Annotated in this window: 15 protein-coding genes and 1 tRNA gene; 12 read left to right on the forward strand and 4 right to left on the reverse strand. The window is 55.9% G+C overall.

Features of this window, described 5'->3' with window-relative positions; genetic code table 11:
• Positions 1-37: 37 nt before the first annotated feature.
• Positions 38-922 carry a LysR family transcriptional regulator gene (locus ACR0FB_RS09730; RefSeq protein WP_171635733.1) on the reverse strand — a complete coding sequence of 295 codons (885 nt, stop codon included), beginning with the start codon at positions 920-922 and terminating at the stop codon, positions 38-40.
• A gap of 268 nt (positions 923-1,190) precedes the next feature.
• Here ACR0FB_RS09730 and ACR0FB_RS09735 point away from each other — a divergent pair, with 268 nt between their 5' ends.
• The 4 genes from ACR0FB_RS09735 (at position 1,191) to ACR0FB_RS09750 (ending at position 5,533) form a co-directional block, all read left to right on the forward strand.
• Entirely contained in the window at positions 1,191-2,156 is a 966-nt protein-coding gene (locus ACR0FB_RS09735) for an ABC transporter substrate-binding protein (protein ID WP_171724150.1), read from the forward strand.
• A gap of 67 nt (positions 2,157-2,223) precedes the next feature.
• Entirely contained in the window at positions 2,224-3,279 is a 1,056-nt protein-coding gene (locus tag ACR0FB_RS09740) for a quaternary amine ABC transporter ATP-binding protein (protein ID WP_209834135.1), read from the forward strand.
• The gene (locus ACR0FB_RS09745) at positions 3,276-4,817 is read left to right on the forward strand and encodes an ABC transporter permease subunit (protein ID WP_171635727.1); all 1,542 of its coding nucleotides are present in this window, start codon (positions 3,276-3,278) and stop codon (positions 4,815-4,817) included. The genes ACR0FB_RS09740 and ACR0FB_RS09745 overlap by 4 nt, the downstream gene beginning before the upstream one ends.
• Positions 4,814-5,533, forward strand: coding sequence for an alpha/beta fold hydrolase (locus ACR0FB_RS09750; protein ID WP_480620483.1), 720 nt, complete (start codon positions 4,814-4,816; stop codon positions 5,531-5,533). Before ACR0FB_RS09745 ends, ACR0FB_RS09750 begins: the two co-directional genes overlap by 4 nt.
• Positions 5,534-5,801: 268 nt before the next feature.
• Here ACR0FB_RS09750 and ACR0FB_RS09755 read toward each other — a convergent pair whose 3' ends face one another.
• Positions 5,802-6,707 carry a hypothetical protein gene (locus ACR0FB_RS09755; RefSeq protein ID WP_480620485.1) on the reverse strand — a complete coding sequence of 302 codons (906 nt, stop codon included), beginning with the start codon at positions 6,705-6,707 and terminating at the stop codon, positions 5,802-5,804.
• A gap of 145 nt (positions 6,708-6,852) precedes the next feature.
• On the opposite strand from ACR0FB_RS09755, the gene ACR0FB_RS09760 reads away from it, so the two are divergent.
• Positions 6,853-6,928, forward strand: a tRNA-Thr gene (locus ACR0FB_RS09760).
• 1,013 nt (positions 6,929-7,941) lie between these two features.
• Here ACR0FB_RS09760 and ACR0FB_RS09765 read toward each other — a convergent pair.
• Entirely contained in the window at positions 7,942-8,967 is a 1,026-nt protein-coding gene (locus tag ACR0FB_RS09765) for a LacI family DNA-binding transcriptional regulator (protein ID WP_171724145.1), read from the reverse strand.
• 114 nt (positions 8,968-9,081) lie between these two features.
• Between ACR0FB_RS09765 and ACR0FB_RS09770 the strand changes: the two genes are divergently transcribed.
• From ACR0FB_RS09770 to ACR0FB_RS09790, 5 genes are all read left to right on the forward strand, one after another.
• Positions 9,082-10,593 carry a tripartite tricarboxylate transporter permease gene (locus tag ACR0FB_RS09770; RefSeq protein ID WP_171724144.1) on the forward strand — a complete coding sequence of 504 codons (1,512 nt, stop codon included), beginning with the start codon at positions 9,082-9,084 and terminating at the stop codon, positions 10,591-10,593.
• Positions 10,590-11,060 carry a tripartite tricarboxylate transporter TctB family protein gene (locus tag ACR0FB_RS09775; RefSeq protein ID WP_171635715.1) on the forward strand — a complete coding sequence of 157 codons (471 nt, stop codon included), beginning with the start codon at positions 10,590-10,592 and terminating at the stop codon, positions 11,058-11,060. The genes ACR0FB_RS09770 and ACR0FB_RS09775 overlap by 4 nt, the downstream gene beginning before the upstream one ends.
• A gap of 49 nt (positions 11,061-11,109) precedes the next feature.
• The gene (locus ACR0FB_RS09780; protein WP_171635713.1) at positions 11,110-12,072 is read left to right on the forward strand and encodes a tripartite tricarboxylate transporter substrate binding protein; all 963 of its coding nucleotides are present in this window, start codon (positions 11,110-11,112) and stop codon (positions 12,070-12,072) included.
• Between the two features lie 64 nt (positions 12,073-12,136).
• Complete coding sequence (gene sauS / locus ACR0FB_RS09785; protein WP_171635711.1) at positions 12,137-13,540, forward strand: acylating sulfoacetaldehyde dehydrogenase; 1,404 nt, start codon at positions 12,137-12,139, stop codon at positions 13,538-13,540.
• Positions 13,537-15,036, forward strand: a complete 1,500-nt coding sequence (locus ACR0FB_RS09790; RefSeq protein ID WP_480620487.1) for an AMP-binding protein — start codon at positions 13,537-13,539, stop codon at positions 15,034-15,036. The genes sauS and ACR0FB_RS09790 overlap by 4 nt, the downstream gene beginning before the upstream one ends.
• Before the next feature lie 153 nt (positions 15,037-15,189).
• On the opposite strand, the gene ACR0FB_RS09795 is transcribed toward ACR0FB_RS09790, so the two are convergent.
• Positions 15,190-15,417 (reverse strand): hypothetical protein, encoded by a 228-nt coding sequence (locus ACR0FB_RS09795; RefSeq protein ID WP_245218079.1) that lies wholly within the window; start codon positions 15,415-15,417, stop codon positions 15,190-15,192.
• Positions 15,418-15,736: 319 nt separating this feature from the next.
• Between ACR0FB_RS09795 and ACR0FB_RS09800 the strand changes: the two genes are divergently transcribed.
• Both ACR0FB_RS09800 and ACR0FB_RS09805 read left to right on the forward strand, forming a co-directional pair.
• Positions 15,737-16,186: a mechanosensitive ion channel family protein gene (locus ACR0FB_RS09800; RefSeq protein ID WP_480620489.1), complete on the forward strand. Its 450-nt coding sequence runs from the start codon at positions 15,737-15,739 to the stop codon at positions 16,184-16,186.
• 208 nt (positions 16,187-16,394) lie between these two features.
• Positions 16,395-16,895 (forward strand): hypothetical protein, encoded by a 501-nt coding sequence (locus tag ACR0FB_RS09805; protein ID WP_171635706.1) that lies wholly within the window; start codon positions 16,395-16,397, stop codon positions 16,893-16,895.
• Positions 16,896-16,903: the final 8 nt, after the last annotated feature.

Here is a 16,903-nt window from a genome sequence, read left to right on the forward strand (position 1 = left end):
CAACGGCCGGTCGGTGCGCCAAAACGAGTCCGTCCGGTCACAAACGCTGCCAAAGCTGGTGCGCGATCTGATCCAAGCTGGCCGGATTGGAAAAGGCTGAAATCGTCAACGTTGCACACCATGCATCGTCACCGATCGGCACCAGTAACCCCTGATCCAGCTCCGCCGAGATCGACGTTTCGGGCATCCAGGCAAATCCGCTGCCAGTCATCAATCTTCGCTTGATCGTTTCGACGAGGCTATCGACATATATCGTTTCGGTATTCTGGGGTTTCCGGTCAACGGTGTTTTCAACGACCATGCCCAAGAAGGACGATCGGTCATAGGCCAGATAAGGGATCGGCGGGCCATCCTGCCGGGACAAATCCCAACCCAGTGTCCGAACCGGCTGTGCGGCAGCCACCGGTATCAGACGGTCCTTCAACAAATCCTTACGCTCGAACGCGGTTTCGTCGATCATGGGCGAGACAGTATGGTGATAGTAGCACAGCAGGATATCCACCGCGCCTTCGACCAAAAGATCACAGCAGGTGCTCAGAGAATCGGACAGGACGCGCGTGCGCAATTCCGGGATCTGCTTCTGCAACTCTTCTATGCGGGTCGCCAAAAAATTAACCGCAATGGTGTGCAGAACCGAAAACCGGATGAACCGACTGTCGCCCCGGTCGGCGTCCCGCAGGGATTGGCGGGATTCAGACAGCTGTGAAATTGCCGCCTGGGCAACAGGCAGGAATTGTTTGCCGGCCTCGGTCAATTGCACCGGATAGGTTGCCCGATTGACCAAAGGCAGCCCCACCCAGCTTTCCAACGCTTTGATTCTGCGACTGAATGCGGATTGCGTGATGTTACGTTCATCAGACGCACGGGTGAAGTTCAAGGTCCGGGCGAGGCATTCAAAATCGCGTAACCAATTCAGATCCAATGCGTATCCCCGCTTGTGAAAGAGCATCTTCAGCAAGGATACAGAAAATTATGCAGAAATAGAATAGTTTGATGAAATGTTCGAATTGGCTCTCGGAAAAGCTCCTGTTCTAGACTTCCGGGCAGGGTCTGGCGGTTGGTCTTGTTTCAGCCTTCCGTCCGAATGTGTCGCCAAAGACATGTTGGCGCGCCCCTATTGCGCGACGGGAAAATCGAACGACGGAAAGAACGACGCCGAACCACGGCGCATTTCAACAGAGGAGAAGACCATGAGAACCAATCTGAAAAAGCTGGGGATGGCTGCTGTGGTCAGCGTCTGCGCTGTACCGGCATTCGCAGCCGAAGAGGTGAAAATCGGCGTGCCATCCTGGACCGGTGCACAAGCGATTGCCCATGTGCTGGGCGCGGTCGTGGAAATGCGCATCGGGGGCAAAGTGGAATATGTGCCCGGCAACAACGCCACAATCTTTCAGGCGATGGATCAGGGCAAGGGCGATATCGACGTTCATCCCGACGTTTGGCTGCCCAACCAGGAAAGCTTCACCAAGAAATATGTGGACGAAGCGGGCACCGTCACTCTGTCATCGAACCCCTACGAGGGTAATCAGGGTTTCTGCGTCAGCAAAGACTTTGGTGAAGCCAACAACATCACCGACATCGCCGATCTGGGCCGCCCGGATGTGGCCGCATTGATGGACAGTGACGGCAATGGCAAAGGTGAAATGTGGATTGGCGCGCCAGGTTGGGCTTCGGCCAACGTGAACGAAGTCAAAACCCGCGATTACGGCCTGCTTGATTTCATTGAGCCGATACGCGCCGAGGAAAGCGTGAAAACCGCGCGGATCAAGGACAGCATCGCCAAGGGCGAAGGCTACGCCTTTTATTGCTACAAGCCGCATGCTGTCTGGTACATGTTCGACGTCCAGATGTTGACCGAGCCACAATTCGACCCGGCAAAATACGTGATGGTCCAACCGTCTGATGACCCGGACTGGTACAACAAATCCAATGTTGCGACCAAGGACGCGCTCAAGAACGTACAGATTGCGTGGTCCAACACGCTGCCAGAGCGTTCTCCGGCGATTGCCGATTTCTTGGCGAATTTCGCATTGACGGCGGATGATGTCAGCGGGTTCGCCTATGAGATCAGCGGCAAGGGCCGCGACCCGGCGGACGTTGCCCGTGAATGGGTCGAAGCGAACCCGGATCGAGTCGACGCCTGGCTGGGTCTCTGATCTTTCGTCCCAAAACAGGGTGGCGGCAATGGACGGCGCCACCCAAATGCGCACCTCTGGGGGACTTATGAGCGACGATACCGTTATTGAAATCTCGAATGTCTGGAAGATTTTCGGGGGCAGGCCCGAGGTGGCGCTGCAGGCAATCCGCGACCGTGGATTGGACAAGGCCCAGGTGCTGGCGGAATACAACTGCGTTGTCGGCGTCGCGGATGTCAGTCTTTCGGTCAACCGGGGCGAGATATTCTGCATCATGGGCCTGTCAGGCAGCGGGAAGTCCACTCTGGTTCGCCATTTCAACCGGCTGTTGGAACCCACCGCAGGCAAGATCGAAATCGAAGGCACTGACGTGATGGCCCTGGGCCCGAAAGAGCTTCAGCAGTTTCGCAACAACAAGATTGGCATGGTGTTTCAGAACTTTGCGCTGATGCCGCATCGGTCTGTGCTGGACAATGTCGCAATGCCGCTGGAGATCCGGCAGGTCAGCAAAAATGAACGCATGCGTCAGGCCGCGGCTATTCTGGATATCGTCGAACTCGGAGCCTGGGGATCGAAATTCGCACACGAGCTGTCCGGGGGTATGCAGCAACGTGTGGGCCTTGCCCGGGCACTGGCAGCGAACCCGGATGTGTTGTTGATGGACGAACCGTTCTCGGCGTTGGACCCGTTGATCCGGCGGCAATTGCAGGATGAGTTCATTCGACTGAGTAAAATCCTGAAAAAGACGACGATCTTCATCACCCATGATTTGGATGAAGCCGTCCGTATCGGGAACCGGATCGCAATCATGCGCGACGGCAAGGTGGTGCAGATCGGGACGGCCGAAGACATCGTCATGAACCCCGCCGACGACTATGTCGCCGATTTCGTGGCGGGTATCTCAAGGCTCAAGGTGGTGCGTGCCCACGCCGTCATGCGGCCCATACCGGAACATGTCGCGACCCACGGTCCTCTGCCCTCGGATGCCCCGCGTGTGAATGAAGGCGAAAACCTGAGCACGCTGATCAATCTGGCAATCGACACCGACAGCGCGATCCTTGTGGAGGACGGCGGCGAGGATGTTGGCGTCATAACCCGTGCCGATCTGTTGCGCACCGTGATCGAAGGAACCGAAGTGTCATGAGGTCTTCAGATGTGAACCCGCTGGAAGATACCGAGAGCGAAGCAGCCCAAGCATATGCCGAAGAGCGGCGCGAAAACATCCGGGCCTTTGTTCGCACCAGCCCCGACTATTACATCCGCAACTTCGACAAGATCGGCGCGTCGTCCCGCTTTACGCCGACTTTCAATCTGATGGCCGGGTTGTTTGGCCCGGTCTGGTTCGGTGCGCGGGGCTTGTGGTCATGGGCGTTGCCATTTCTGATCCTGGAAACAATAGCCTATGTGCAGATCGCGCGCGGGTTGTTCGGCGACCTGGCGGCCGAGGCAATGGAACGCATCGCGTCAATTGAAGGGACGCTTGAGCTGCGCCGTCAGCAGTTGGCCGCTGCCATCGAAAACAACTCGGACAAGATCGATGTCTATCAGCGAACGGTGGACTCGCTCGAGGAAAACATAGGCGGCATCCGCGCCGAAGTCGAAGCAATGGCCGCTGAAGGTCCTTACATTGTTCTGACCGGCCTGATCATTCTGATCATCGTCAAGCTTGTTCAGTCTCAGGTGGCAAATTGGGCGCTCGAGTCGCGTTTCTCGGAATGGCTGTCAGATCGTTCAATCCGATCTGCAATGCCGGTATCGCAGATCGTGTTCAGCGCGATCTTCATGGCGCTGATCGTTGCTGCGGCGATGATGCATTACAGCTTTCCGGGGCGTTTCTCGTTGCTCAGCCATTTCCCGACAGACCCCAATATCCGCCTGACGAGCATCACCTGGGTGGAAGATTTCATCGCCTGGTGCGTGCGCAACAGCGAAGCGTTCTTTGACGGGCTGACATTCGGCATCCGTACCCTGCTGGACGCGCTTGAGGTCATCTTGGTGCAGACGCCTTGGATCGTGATCGCCAGTCTCATCATTCTGCTGACATGGCTGACTGCGGGTGTCAGCACGGCAATCTATTCGGGCGCGTTTCTGGCCTATATGGGGCTGTTGGGCTTTTGGGAGGGCGCAATGACCACGCTGGCCTTGTTGGGGACAGCGGCATGCCTGTCGATTGTCATCGGAATTCCACTGGGCATGTTCGCGGCGCGTCGCCCTCGGTTCTACGCTTTCATCCAGCCGATCATGGATTTCATGCAAACCATGCCCGCCTTTGTTTTCATGGTCCCCGTGATCGCGTTTTTTGGTGTCGGCAAGCCGGCGGCGGTTGTGGTCACGATGATTTTCGGTGGTACGCCCGTGGTGCGCCTGACCGTTCTCGGCTTGCGTGGCGTGCCCGAAAGCGTACGCGAGGCGGCGATCAGTTTCGGCGCCAACAAATGGTACTTGCTCACCAAAGTCGACTTGCCGCTGGCAAGCCCGTCGATCCGGGCGGGGATCAATCAGACAATCATGTTGTCACTGGCAATGGTTGTTGTTGCGTCTCTGATAGGTGCCAAAGGGCTGGGCGAGGATGTTCTTGAAGCGTTGCAATACGCGAATGTGGGCCAGGGTATTCTTGCGGGGTTCTCAATCCTGTTCTGTGCCATGATCCTCGATCGGATTGTACAGGGCGGCCGGAAATGACACCCATCGTGTTTATTCACGGGTTCCTGGGCGGCAGTCGGCAATGGCAGCGGCAGGTCGAGGCCCTGAAAGGTTACGATGTCATCACGCTGGATCTGCCGGGTTTTGGCGAAAATGCGCAACGTGACGCGTTTTGCAGCATCTCGGGATTCGCGGACTGGGCTCTGAATGAGCTGACGATGCGCGACATCGAGACATTCCACCTGGTTGGTCACTCGATGGGTGGAATGGTCGCGCAGGAAATGGTTGCGCGCGCGCCCGAGCGTGTTGACCGTTTGGTTCTTTATGGCACCGGCTCCGTCGGTGTGCTGCCCGGGCGGTTTGAGACCATCGACACCTCGAAAACCCGTGCCTGTGCAGACGGGCCGAAAGTGACGGCGCGACGGATTGCGGCAACCTGGTTTCTCGAACGCGAAAATGCTTTGGAATATGAACTTTGCGCCACGATAGCCCAGAAAAGCAACCTGAAGGCCATGCTCGCTGGTTTGGATGCGATGCATTCCTGGAGCGGCGCTGAAAACCTGCCGGCAATCAAGACCAAGACGCTGATTATCTGGGGGGATCGTGATCGCACCTACCCATGGAGTCAGACGGAACAGTTGTGGCAATCCATCCCGAAAGCAAACCTCGCGGTGATACCAAACTCTGCACATGCGGCGCATCTGGAAAAAGCCGAGCTGTTCAACGGGATATTGCGAGACTACTTTGCTGCCTGATGAATTGCGCCAAACAATTGAACCGGTCAGATGTTGCCATTCCGCGGCAAACTGGATGATCGATTTGGTCGAACGCCATGGTCCGTCAGATTAATCCGTTGATCGGCCGGATTTTACACATCAACGCGTCGCCGCAAGACCACCAGTTCCTGGCCTGATATTCGGCAGGGCCCCAAATTGGCATGCGTTCCTGCCCTCACGCTTGAATCGTCGAAAAAGTTTCCTTCGCGCAGTTGTGCACCCAATCCAACGGCACTGCGCAAATCGATCAGATTTGCAAAACACGGACGTCCGGCATGGACCGGATCGTGGCCAGATCTTGCTCGTAAAGCTCTGTGAACGCTTCAACTATATCGGAATTCCAGCCCGGCAAGTCGAGCTCTTCTTCGATCTGCTCCGGTCGGGCGTATTCGTCCAGAATATTTGCCATCTCTTCACGTCGGCGGCCGGGATCGATGGCGTCCCCTTTTCTCACGATGTCCAATACATGACGCTGTCCAGCTTCTGTCAAAAGGGAGGACAGGAATGCAAACTCTTCATGAAGCACAGCCTCATCAGGCAATCCCGCTATGGTGCGGATGATATCGCCCCAGATAAGCGGCGAATTCTCGTGTTCCCACAAGGTGAGCTGAACCTGAGGCGCAAGATCCCGCAGGTCTTCGATCATGCCAAGCCAGCTGAGGCAGCTTAAATCGGTGCTGGCCAGAATGTCCCGCCGATGGTCCTCATGGATCGAGGCCAGAATCTTTGGAATAAAAACCCCGGGGTTCACCAGCCCTGCAAACACTTGAACCTGCACGCCGTCCAGCAGAGTGTCCGCATGGGCCGTTCTATTCCCCGCAAACGGATAGATCTGGCCGTCTTGCAGCGCGGTGCGCCTGGGGCCAAAGAACTTGTCGCTCGACACAACAACGCGGTCCAGATTCTGGTTTCCGGCAACAAGCTCGGACAATCTGTTCCGTGCGTCTGCATCAGATACATCCTGCAGAATCGATTCAGACATCACTTTGACGAATAGCCGGGACCGACGCGGCCCCAGAACCGCAGTTCGGTACTTGGCCAGTACGCTCCTGTTCGCACCAAGCGAGGACATCACCAGCCCTTCATCCGAAAAGGCAACACCGGCGTGGATGGCAACCTGCATTTTTTCCTTTACCCCTTGGCTTTTCTGCATAGCCGCGTCCGTTACCACACGCGAGATATTTGCAACGGATGAATTCAGCGTTTTTTGCACGTTCTCAGGAAATCGGGCAATGTCTAAGTTTGGGCTAAAATTCAGGCTTGCAGTCCACTGCCAGAGGAAGTAATCGACAGCCAGTGCCCCTATAGCTCAGCTGGTAGAGCAACTGATTTGTAATCAGTAGGTCCGCGGTTCGAGTCCGTGTGGGGGCACCACTTGAAATCATTGAAAATGAACAAATAATTTCGTATCGCCGGCGATGTGCGTTTCGAATTTTCAAACGTTTTTCTAACGTTCGCGGTTTCGTTGCCCCGTCGTTTAAACGTGCCGGCGACTCAGTGAAAAATTTCCAGGGTGCGCCAAAATCCCGCTACATCAGGGCTTTAGCGTTCCGCCGTACAGGGGGCATCTTTGCTCAGTAGGTGGGAAAACACGATTCCGTACTCTCAGCCTGTCCAGTCGATTTGACTGGGAGAAGAGAGGTTTCCCTTGCCGTCGGATTTGATCAAGGGCCTCAGCTTCTTGCTCCCTTTTTGTGAAGCGAAAAGGGAATCCCGTCGAGGAATGGGTTCATCTGATCAACGGTAAGCTGCTTGTCGTCACCAACAGTTTGATTGTCGACTATGAGATTTCGGCCGAAACTCTTCTTGATCTCAAGTTCGACGCCAAAGTAATCCGAGCTTTGTCAGCCTTTGGGTCAGCCCCATCATATCTGATCAACGACCAAGAAGACTTTTGTCAGAAGTGGGACGACGGCCAACGGTTTTTCATATCCAGAAAGGGCGCATTGAAACCCATATGGTTTCCCGGATCACCACGCGACTTGGCTGGTCGAAAAAGCGTTGAACGACGACCATGTTCCCAAGAGCCCACGGCGATCCAGAAAGGCAGGAAGCCGCGAAAGAACATCGAACGACGGCGACGATTCTTCACTGATCGAAGATTGATGGATTGGCCGCTTCAGAAAGATCAAGTGGCCTCGGAACAGCCCCGCGCCGAACGTTCAAGAGTCATGGGCGATGCTGCGATCCAGATGTTCGGTCAAGGGACTTCTTTGAGCGTATTTCGACAAGCGCAAAACACGGTCGACGCGGAATACCGACCTTCTCAAAATCGGTATTTGATTGGCAACAAACCAGAAGAACAGACATTCGGCGCTGATGTTTCGACACCGCCCGGTCCAAAATACAGGTCTCGGAACTTGTATCGGTTAAGGAAGTCCCGAGATTTATCTGGACGGCGCTCCTGATGGGGTGGACGTCGATGCCCTGGTCAGCACTTTCAGGTCGCACTTGGTCGTCGTGATCTTTTCGGAATGCTCTGCGACAATGCTTGTGATCAATTCTGCGGACAGGGCGCCAATGCGCTTGGCTGGGATGCGAATGGTCGAGAGGGACGGTTCGATTTCGCTTGAGCCTTTGAAATCTCCGATTCCCATGACGGACAGGTCTTCAGGAACACGCACACCGCAGTGTTTTGCTGCGTACAGCACGCCCTGAGCGATAATGTCATTGCCGCATAAAATAGCGGTAGGACGTGGTGAATGATCCAACAAGCTTATGCAGGCGCGTTTGGCTTCCAAAATGCTATAGGGGGCTTCCAGGCGCCATTGTTCGGGAACCTCGATCCGTTCCAATCCCAATTCTTCCAAGGCGCCGTGCAACCGGTCATATGCGCGATCATTCCCGGCAGGGTCGGGAAAGATCAAACCTATGTCGCGGTGTCCCAAATCCAGCAAGTGGCGTGCGGACAAACGACCAGCTTCAGAATTCTGAACACCCACGCAAGACAATCGCGCTTCATCGTCATAGTTCCAGATTGCAATCGTCGGAACACCCTGTTGTTCGATCAATTGATACGTCGATTCCGAGTGTTCAAGCCCGATAAGCGCAAGCCCGTCAACGCGATGCTCCATCAGTTTGCGCAGCATCTTGTATTCGCGCTCCAGATCGAACCCGTGCGAAGCAATCAACATCGTGAAACCATGCTGGTCCAGCCCATCCGAAAAGGATTGGATCAGTTCAGCGAAGATGGCGTTGTCGATTGTCGGCACCACCAGCCCGACAGTTCCGCTGCGTCGGCCGTGCATGACTTGCGCGGCTCGGTTGCGAATATAACCAAGCTTCTGCACCGCCCGGTCAATCTTTTTCCGAGTCGCCGGCTTGAGCAATTCCGGGTGATTGAAGCTTCTCGAAACCGTCGAGATGGAAACACCGGCAGCCTTTGCGACAGCGACAATATCCGGCTTATCCATATGTTTTTTATTCACAACTTTCATTCGATCGAGGCTATTTATGAAAACATTTGCAAAACTATTTTCATCTCTTAGCCTAAAATGTCAACGCGCAAACAAACACAGGGATGCAACGTGGAATTTCTGTATTACTTCGGAGATGTCTTCACACCGGTCTCGTTCGGGCTGTTGCTCCTGGGAACGATTGGCGGGCTGATTTTGGGGGCAACCCCCGGACTGTCACCCACCATGGCCGTGGCCCTGCTGATCCCATTCACGTTTCATCTGGCACCCGTTCAGGGGCTGATCCTTCTTGGCGCGGCCTATACCTCGACGGTCGCCGGCGGCGCGGTCAGCGCCATCCTTCTGAAAATTCCCGGAGCGCCCGCAAACATCGCCACGACGTTGGATGGGCATACGATGGCCAAGCAGGGCAAGGGCGCACAGGCGTTGCAGCTGAGCTTTCTGGCGTCTGCCGTTGGGGGGGTGATCGGAGTGCTTCTGCTCATCTTCCTGACACCGGTTCTTGCGCAATGGGCGTTGGCCTTTGGACCAAGCCACCTGTTCTGGCTCGCCATCCTGGGCGTAACCGTCATTGGATCGCTGGATAGTGCATCTGTTGTCAAAGGGTTGCTGTCGGGATGCATCGGTCTTTGGCTTGCGACCATTGGGTTCGATGACATCATGGGCGCGCAACGGTTCATCTTCCACCCGGCGCTTGGTGGCGGCATCAACATCATCGCCGCGCTCATCGGGCTTTTTGCAATTCCTCAGGTCCTGACCATGTTCGCCAAGGGCCGCAACACGGCAAATGCCGAAGTGATCGAAGTCGAAAAGCACTCGATCATGGATGCGGTGCGTGAGCTTCTGCGCCGCCCGAGGGCGCTGAGCATCGGCACCATTACCGGCTCGGTCATCGGGCTGATCCCGGGCGTCGGTGGACAGATCGCGGGTTTGGTCGCCTATGACCAGACCAAGAAGTTCAGTCCCGAGCGCGAGAAATTCGGAAAGGGCCACAGCGAAGGCGTGATCGCAGCGGAAAGCGCGAACAACGCCATGGTCGGCCCCAGCCTTGTTCCGCTTTTGACGCTCTCGATCCCGGGGTCGCCGACTGCGGCGGTGCTGCTGGGCGGCCTGTTGATCCACGGGATTTTTCCCGGCACGGACCTTTTCGACAACCACCCGGATGTTGCCTGGACCTTCATAAATTCGATGCTGATCGGGCAGGTGTTGATGTGCATCTTCGGTCTTTATGTCGCGGGCCTTGCCGCCCGGGTGGCGCAGGTACCGCAGAGCGTCATGGCCGCAGTTGTTCTGGGCCTGGCTGTCTTCGGAAGCTATTCGGTACAGTCCAGCATGGGCGACGTCTATGTCATGGCGGCACTTGGCATCATGATGTACTTTCTTGAGCGTTTTGGCTTTTCAGCTGCGCCACTGGTGCTTGGCCTGATCCTTGGCCCGATTGCCGAGGCGAACTTCATTCAAGGTTCGATGATTGCAGGGGCCAGCGAAGGGATGGCCAGCTATTTCCTGACCGGAACGCTGAATATCGTTCTGATCGCAATCGTCATCGCTTCGATCGCCTATTCGGTCTGGATGGAGCTTCGCAATCGTCGCTACACATCAAAAGAGGAGATCATGGCATGAGTTCCGTCAGTCTTCCACGCGCGCAACATATTGTGGCGTCCGGCGTCATTGCTGCCGTCGGGATCTGGGTGGCATGGGTCAGCTATACCCAGCAACCGGCCGAAGCTTTCTTGTTCCCACGCCTGATTTCGACTGTGTTTGTCGTTCTGGCCCTGTGGACGTTTGCCAAAGCGCTTCTGGGCTGGACCAAGGTGGGCAACGGCGTCTCGCGCAAGGATTTCATTTGGCTTCTGCCAGGACTGATTATCGCGCTCATCTACATCTTTTGGGCCGCCAAGGCGCTTGGGTTTTACACCGCCGGAACGATCACATTCTTCTTGCTGCTCAGCTTCTATGACCCTGCACCGCATGGCGAAATCAAAACCTGGACTAGGCGTGTTATCATCACGATCGGGTATTTGGCCGTAATGTATGGGCTCTTCGCCATGCTCCTCAAAGTTTACACGCCACGAGAAGTATTTTTCTGAAAAAGACCGCGCGAAAAGCGGCTTACGCAAATCCAAGGGAGGATCTGAAATGAAACATCTACTGGCAGGCGCTGCACTGGCGCTGATGTCCCTGACCGGTGGCGCGGCCGTCGCGCAGGACTACCCCGAACGCCCGATCATGATGATGGTCAGTTACGGTGCGGGTGGCGCCACCGACTTTCAGGCGCGCATCGTCACCATGACTGCGGGAAATGAAGACGCGCTTGGAATGCCCATCGCGATCATCAACAAGCCGGGGGCCGGTGGCCGTGTCGGCTGGAACTGGTTTGCGACACAGGCCGAGGCTGATGGCTATACGCTGGCGGCTTACAACATCCCGCATTTCATCGCCCAGTCGATCAAGGGCGGCGTTGAATATTCGGCAGACAGCTTTGAGCCCATCGCCAACTGGGGGGCGGATCCTGCGGTATTCGTCGTGGCCAAGGACAGCCCCTTCAATTCCATGCAGGAGGTGGTGAACTATGCCAAGGAAAACCCGGGGAAGCTGACCTTTTCGGGTGCGGGCCTGTTCGTCGGGCACCACATCGCCGCTTTGCAGCTTGAGAAGGAAGCCGGGGTCAAAATGGCGTACATCCCGACCAAGGGCGGCGGTGCGGCGGCCATGAAAGCCGTGATTGCAGGCGACGTCATGGGCGGCGTGAACAACCTGTCCGATGCGTTCCGCGCACAGGAAGCCGGAAATGTCAAAATCCTTGGCGTGTTCGATCTGGAACGCAGCGCGTTCCTGCCGGACGTCCCCACACTGAAAGAGCAAGGCTTTGACATCGACAATGCCAGCGTGAATTTCCGCGGCGTCATGGTCCCCAAGGGCACCCCGCCAGAGGTCATCGACAAACTGGCCGCTACAGTCCCGGAAATGTTCAAAAACGCGCGGGTGGCAGGAAAAATGAAAGCCGGTGGATCACCCATGCACGTCATGACCCGCGAAGAGGTTCAACAGATGTGGGCCGCACGTCAGGAAACCCTGCAAGAGCTTCTGGCGGGTCTGTAACGATTTGAGCAGTGGCACAGGATGGGGCGGTTTCCGCCCTGTCCCCACCAATAGGAATTCAATGATGAATGCACATGATGACATCGCCCAAGTCAGTTTGATCATGACCCGTGCGCGCACCGCTCAGAAAGAATACGAAACCGGCGCCACCCAGACGCGCTATGACCGCGCAGCAGCTGCCGCCGCCTGGGCGATCATGGAGCCTTCACGCAACAGGGCTTTGGCCGAACTTGCGGTCAAGACGACAGGACTGGGCAACGTGCCGGACAAGGTGATCAAGAACCATCGCAAGACCCTTGGCCTGATGCGCGACATAAAAGACGTCAGAACCCATGGGATCATCCATGAGGATGCAAGTACCGGCATCACCGAGATTGCGCGCCCAATCGGGGTGATTGGCGCCGTGGTGCCGTCGACGAACCCGGCAGCCACACCCGCCAACAACATCATCAACGCGTTGAAATGCGGCAACTCGGTTGTTGTCGCCCCGTCACCCAAAGGCGTTGCAAGCTGCGAGCTGCTTTTGCGTTACATTCATGCCGAGTTCGACAAACTGGGGCTGGATCACGATCTGGTCCAGATGATTCCCCCGCCGGGTTCCAAGGCCAAGACTCAGGCGATGATGGAGCTCTGCGACCGGGTGATCTGCACCGGCAGTCAAAACAATGTGCACCGCGCACAGACATGCGGCACCCCTGCGGTGGCCGTCGGTGCGGGCAATGTCACCGTGATCGTCGATGAGACAGCTGACCTGAAGGCCGCTGCCCGGAAGATCACGGCCTCCAAGACTTTCGACAATGCGACCTCCTGTTCGTCCGAGAACGCAATCATCGCCGTCGACGCAATCTATGATGATTTCGTCGCAGCCCTTGCCGATGAAGGAGGCGCATTGGTGAAGGACGAAAACCAGATCGTCTCAAAGCTTTGGCCGGATGGGCATCTGAGCCGCGAAGTGATCGCACAGGACGCCGACAAGATGATCAAGGCACTGGGCATGGTTGGTCAGGTGCCTGAAAACACAAGGTTCCTTGCAGTTGAAACCAAGGGGATCGGTCCGGATCATCCGCTTTCGGGTGAGAAACTAAGCCGCGTGGCTGCGCTCTATCGTGCAAACGATTTCGAGGACGCCCAAGCCATTGCCGCTCAAATCTTGCGGTATCAGGGCGCGGGGCATTCCATCGGGATACACACCGCCGATGATGCCCGTGCGGTGGCGTTGGGTGCCTCGATGCCCACCTGCCGCGTAATCGTCAATCAGGCTCACACCTTTGCGACCGGAGGGTCATTCAACAACGGCATGCCTTTCTCGCTTTCGATGGGGTGTGGCAGCTGGGGTGGCAATGCGATTGATGAAAACCTGCATTGGAAACACTTTGTCCAAAGCACCAAAGTCATCCGTGAAATCCCGGCAATCGAACCTTCCGTCGAAGATATCTTCGCGGATTATTGGGCTGATGCGGGGACATGAGTATGGACGATCAGACGCCCCCAGGAGGGACAATCCGCAGCTGGCTGGACGAACGCGCAAGCACCATCGGTGATCGTGATGCTTATCTGTTTTTCGACGGAGAAGCTGCGCTAACCTGGTCATCCCTGAGGGATCGGGCACGAAAACTGGCCGAAAATCTGACCGCGCAGGGATTGGACAAGGGGGCCAGCGTTGCCATCCTTCAACCAAATGGGCGCGAGGCGATCGAATGCCTTTACGGCGTGCTCTATGGCGGGTTCCGCGCAACGGTCATCAACCTTGTCGCCGGGGACGAGGCCATTGGATATGCGCTGGGCCATTGCGACGCACGAATTGCGTTTGTCGGCGACGCGCAGGCCGATCTGTTCGACAGAGTTCGCCCCAAAGAGATGACGCGGTATTCAGCCTCTCGTTTCGATAAGGCCCCTGATCTCCATGCGCTTGGTCCCGATGACGACGCGCTGCTCATGTATACCTCAGGGACAACCGGTCGCCCGAAGGGGGTCGTGCACAGTCACTTCAGCCTGCTGGCAGGCGGATGGACCCCTACCGTTGCGCACAAGCTGACACCGGCGGATCGTGGTCTTTGCGTGCTTCCGATCTATCACATCAACGGGCTCTGCGTGACCGTGCTGAGCGCGCTTGTTTCCGGCGGTTCCCTGGCCGTGGCCGAAAAGTTTTCAACGCGCAAATTCTGGGACCAGTGCCAGAGCGCCAAAACCACGTGGTTTTCGGTGGTGCCGACCATCATTTCGCACTTGCTGCATTCCGAATTGACACCCGCGCAGGAAACCAGAGCACGCCTTCGTTTCGGCCGCTCGGCATCCTCGCCGCTTGCACCAGATGTACAAACCGCGTTCGAAACCCGTTTTGAAGTCCCCATCGTCGAAACAATGGGCCTGACGGAAACAGCCGCACAGATCTTGTCCAACCCGCTGCCGCCGGGCGTCCGCAAGATTGGGTCGCCGGGCAAAGCTTACGGCAACGAGGCATGTATCCTGTCGGCAGATCTGACCCCCCTGCCGCCAAACACCAAGGGCGAAATCGCCGTACGCGGCCCCAATTTGATGAGAGAATATCTGAAGAACCCGGATGCCACGCGCGCGACATTCACGCCCGATGGCTGGCTGCGCACCGGAGACCTAGGGCATATGGACGAAGACGGGTACTTCTTCGTGACCGGCCGTTTGAAAGAGCTGATCATAAAGGGCGGAGAAAACATCGCCCCTCGTGAAATCGACGAAGCTCTATATTCGCACCCTGACGTGATCGAGGCTGCCGCATTTGCACGCCCTTGCAAAACCTACGGTGAACGCGTTGAGGCCGCCGTCAAATTGCGAACGGGGTCAAGCGTTTCATCCGACCAACTCATCGCGATATGCGTCCAACGGCTGGGTGCCTTCAAATCACCTGATAAGGTGCACTTGTTGCAAGACTTGCCAAAGGGTCCATCTGGAAAGATCCAAAGGATTAAGCTGCCTGTTTTGACAAAGTGACCGATTGCAGCCCATAGAGGCCCCGCAAGCAGGCTTGCAATTTCCGATATGCAAACCAGACGGGCCTTCGCAAGGCATTGACCAATAACGGCATTCCCGAGGCTTGGGCCGGAACCAGAGCTTAAAACGATTTGAGCCATTTCATGAAAATTCTCACCGTGACCCTGTCTTGATCGCCGGGGCGGCAGGAGAAGTAGAGCCCACGATCCAATGGAACCCGGCTTTCATCAAGACGATCAACCGACCAAGTTCCAGATCCCACTCTGCCAGAAGATGCCTGGCCAGTGCCTCGCCCTTGGGCGAGTTCTTTGTTTTCCTCAAGCGCCATTCCAGCTTCACACCGAGCTTGCTTCCCATGAAGAACGGCGGGCGATGTACCATCAGGTAGATATCGGGTGGCTTCCCTGTAGCCACTTTTCGATTTGAGCAGGCCCGCCTGCATGGCAGTATGGCCGATTCGATGAAGACACGCCAACGCCGAGCCACCCGTTCAAAACCAACCAACTAACCCGCAGAACTATGGGCGGATACCGCAAAACTATGGGGTATCCGCAGTGCTATGCGCGCACCTACGCATGTGTAGGTCCGCTCATTACGCTGCATTCCCAACATTTATTTCATTGAAGAAAATCTTGGAAGATTGCCCATAACTCTGCGCTTTGTTTATGCATAACTTTGCACGATTTGCCCATAAGTTTGCGTGCCACAGAGAACCCATCGAACAAACCAGCTCCAGTGGCTTAAGGTCGGTGACAAGATCGGCGACGTAACAGAGATCAAACTGAAGGAAACACTCATCAAATCGATCAAAAACGAGATGATATGTATTCCAAATGCCCAGCTGCTCAATTCCGAAGTTGTGAACTACTCACGAAAAGTGGATGGTCGGGGGCTATTGGTGCACACGACGGTGGGGATTGGCTACGAGGAGCCTCCCAAGAAAATCAAAGCGATGCTGATTGAGGCGGCACACCGAACGCAAGGGTTGAGAAAGAGCCCAGAGCCATTTGTGCTTTGGACCCAGTTGGCAGATTACGCGATCAACTATGAAATCAACGCGTACACTTCTCGTGGATCGAGTTTACCAAAATTTTGTCGGATCTTCGCGAGAACATTGTCGATGTTTTTAACGAAAACGAAACTCAAATAATGACTCCGTCTTACATCGCTGACCCACCGGAACCCAAAATACCTTCAGCTGATTGAGTGTGAGCTTGCTCACATATCTGACTAACAACTCGTCAGGGTCATCTATGAAACTTCAAAAACGCAACACCGCCGTCGTCGGATTGGATTGATTGATATTGAGCAATGATTAGAATCAAACAAGAAATCTTCAGAACTCAGCGAGGCTCCGGATGATCAAGTGGGTACTTTCCGCAACTGTAGTGCTTCTGCCTGGGTTTGTTCACGCAGCCGGGATGGAACAGTGGGGTGAGTCCGGCGACTGGGCAATTCTCATCGATCCAGAAAAAGGCAACGGTTGTCTCGCGTGGAGAGCCTTTGAAGACGATATGACAGTAGAAATTGGCGCTGCACCAAACCAGGCTGGCGGCTTTTTTGCCGCCTACAATCCGGCCTGGGTTCAAGTCGAGGACGGTGCGACAGGCATAGTAAGATTTGATTTTGGTGATGCGCAGTTCGAAGGTGAGGCCGTAGGTGTCTACAAGAATGGCGTGCCCGGTGGCTACGCATTTTTCGACAATCCGGCATTTGTAACCGAGTTTGGAAAACGCCAAAGCGTTACGATCATTGGCGAAAGCGGAGCCGAAGTCGAACTCGATTTAAGCGGATCCGCAAAAGCCATTGAGGCCGTTCTGGCGTGTCAGGCGGAGCAGCCAGATCCGCTGAAGAATTAGGTCGCGAC

The sequence above is a fragment of the Ruegeria sp. P10 genome (assembly GCF_056534925.1).

Excerpts from the sequence above, each read along its gene's own strand:
- ACR0FB_RS09735 (WP_171724150.1), top strand. The coding sequence starts at position 1,191 with ATGAGAACCAATCTGAAAAAGCTGGGGATGGCTGCTGTGGTCAGCGTC.
- ACR0FB_RS09740 (WP_209834135.1), top strand. The coding sequence starts at position 2,224 with ATGAGCGACGATACCGTTATTGAAATCTCGAATGTCTGGAAGATTTTC.
- ACR0FB_RS09745 (WP_171635727.1), top strand. The coding sequence starts at position 3,276 with ATGAGGTCTTCAGATGTGAACCCGCTGGAAGATACCGAGAGCGAAGCA.
- ACR0FB_RS09750 (WP_480620483.1), top strand. The coding sequence starts at position 4,814 with ATGACACCCATCGTGTTTATTCACGGGTTCCTGGGCGGCAGTCGGCAA.
- ACR0FB_RS09755 (WP_480620485.1), bottom strand. The coding sequence starts at position 6,707 with ATGCAGAAAAGCCAAGGGGTAAAGGAAAAAATGCAGGTTGCCATCCAC.
- ACR0FB_RS09765 (WP_171724145.1), bottom strand. The coding sequence starts at position 8,967 with ATGGATAAGCCGGATATTGTCGCTGTCGCAAAGGCTGCCGGTGTTTCC.
- ACR0FB_RS09775 (WP_171635715.1), top strand. The coding sequence starts at position 10,590 with ATGAGTTCCGTCAGTCTTCCACGCGCGCAACATATTGTGGCGTCCGGC.
- ACR0FB_RS09780 (WP_171635713.1), top strand. The coding sequence starts at position 11,110 with ATGAAACATCTACTGGCAGGCGCTGCACTGGCGCTGATGTCCCTGACC.
- sauS (WP_171635711.1), top strand. The coding sequence starts at position 12,137 with ATGAATGCACATGATGACATCGCCCAAGTCAGTTTGATCATGACCCGT.
- ACR0FB_RS09790 (WP_480620487.1), top strand. The coding sequence starts at position 13,537 with ATGAGTATGGACGATCAGACGCCCCCAGGAGGGACAATCCGCAGCTGG.
- ACR0FB_RS09795 (WP_245218079.1), bottom strand. The coding sequence starts at position 15,417 with ATGGTACATCGCCCGCCGTTCTTCATGGGAAGCAAGCTCGGTGTGAAG.
- ACR0FB_RS09805 (WP_171635706.1), top strand. The coding sequence starts at position 16,395 with ATGATCAAGTGGGTACTTTCCGCAACTGTAGTGCTTCTGCCTGGGTTT.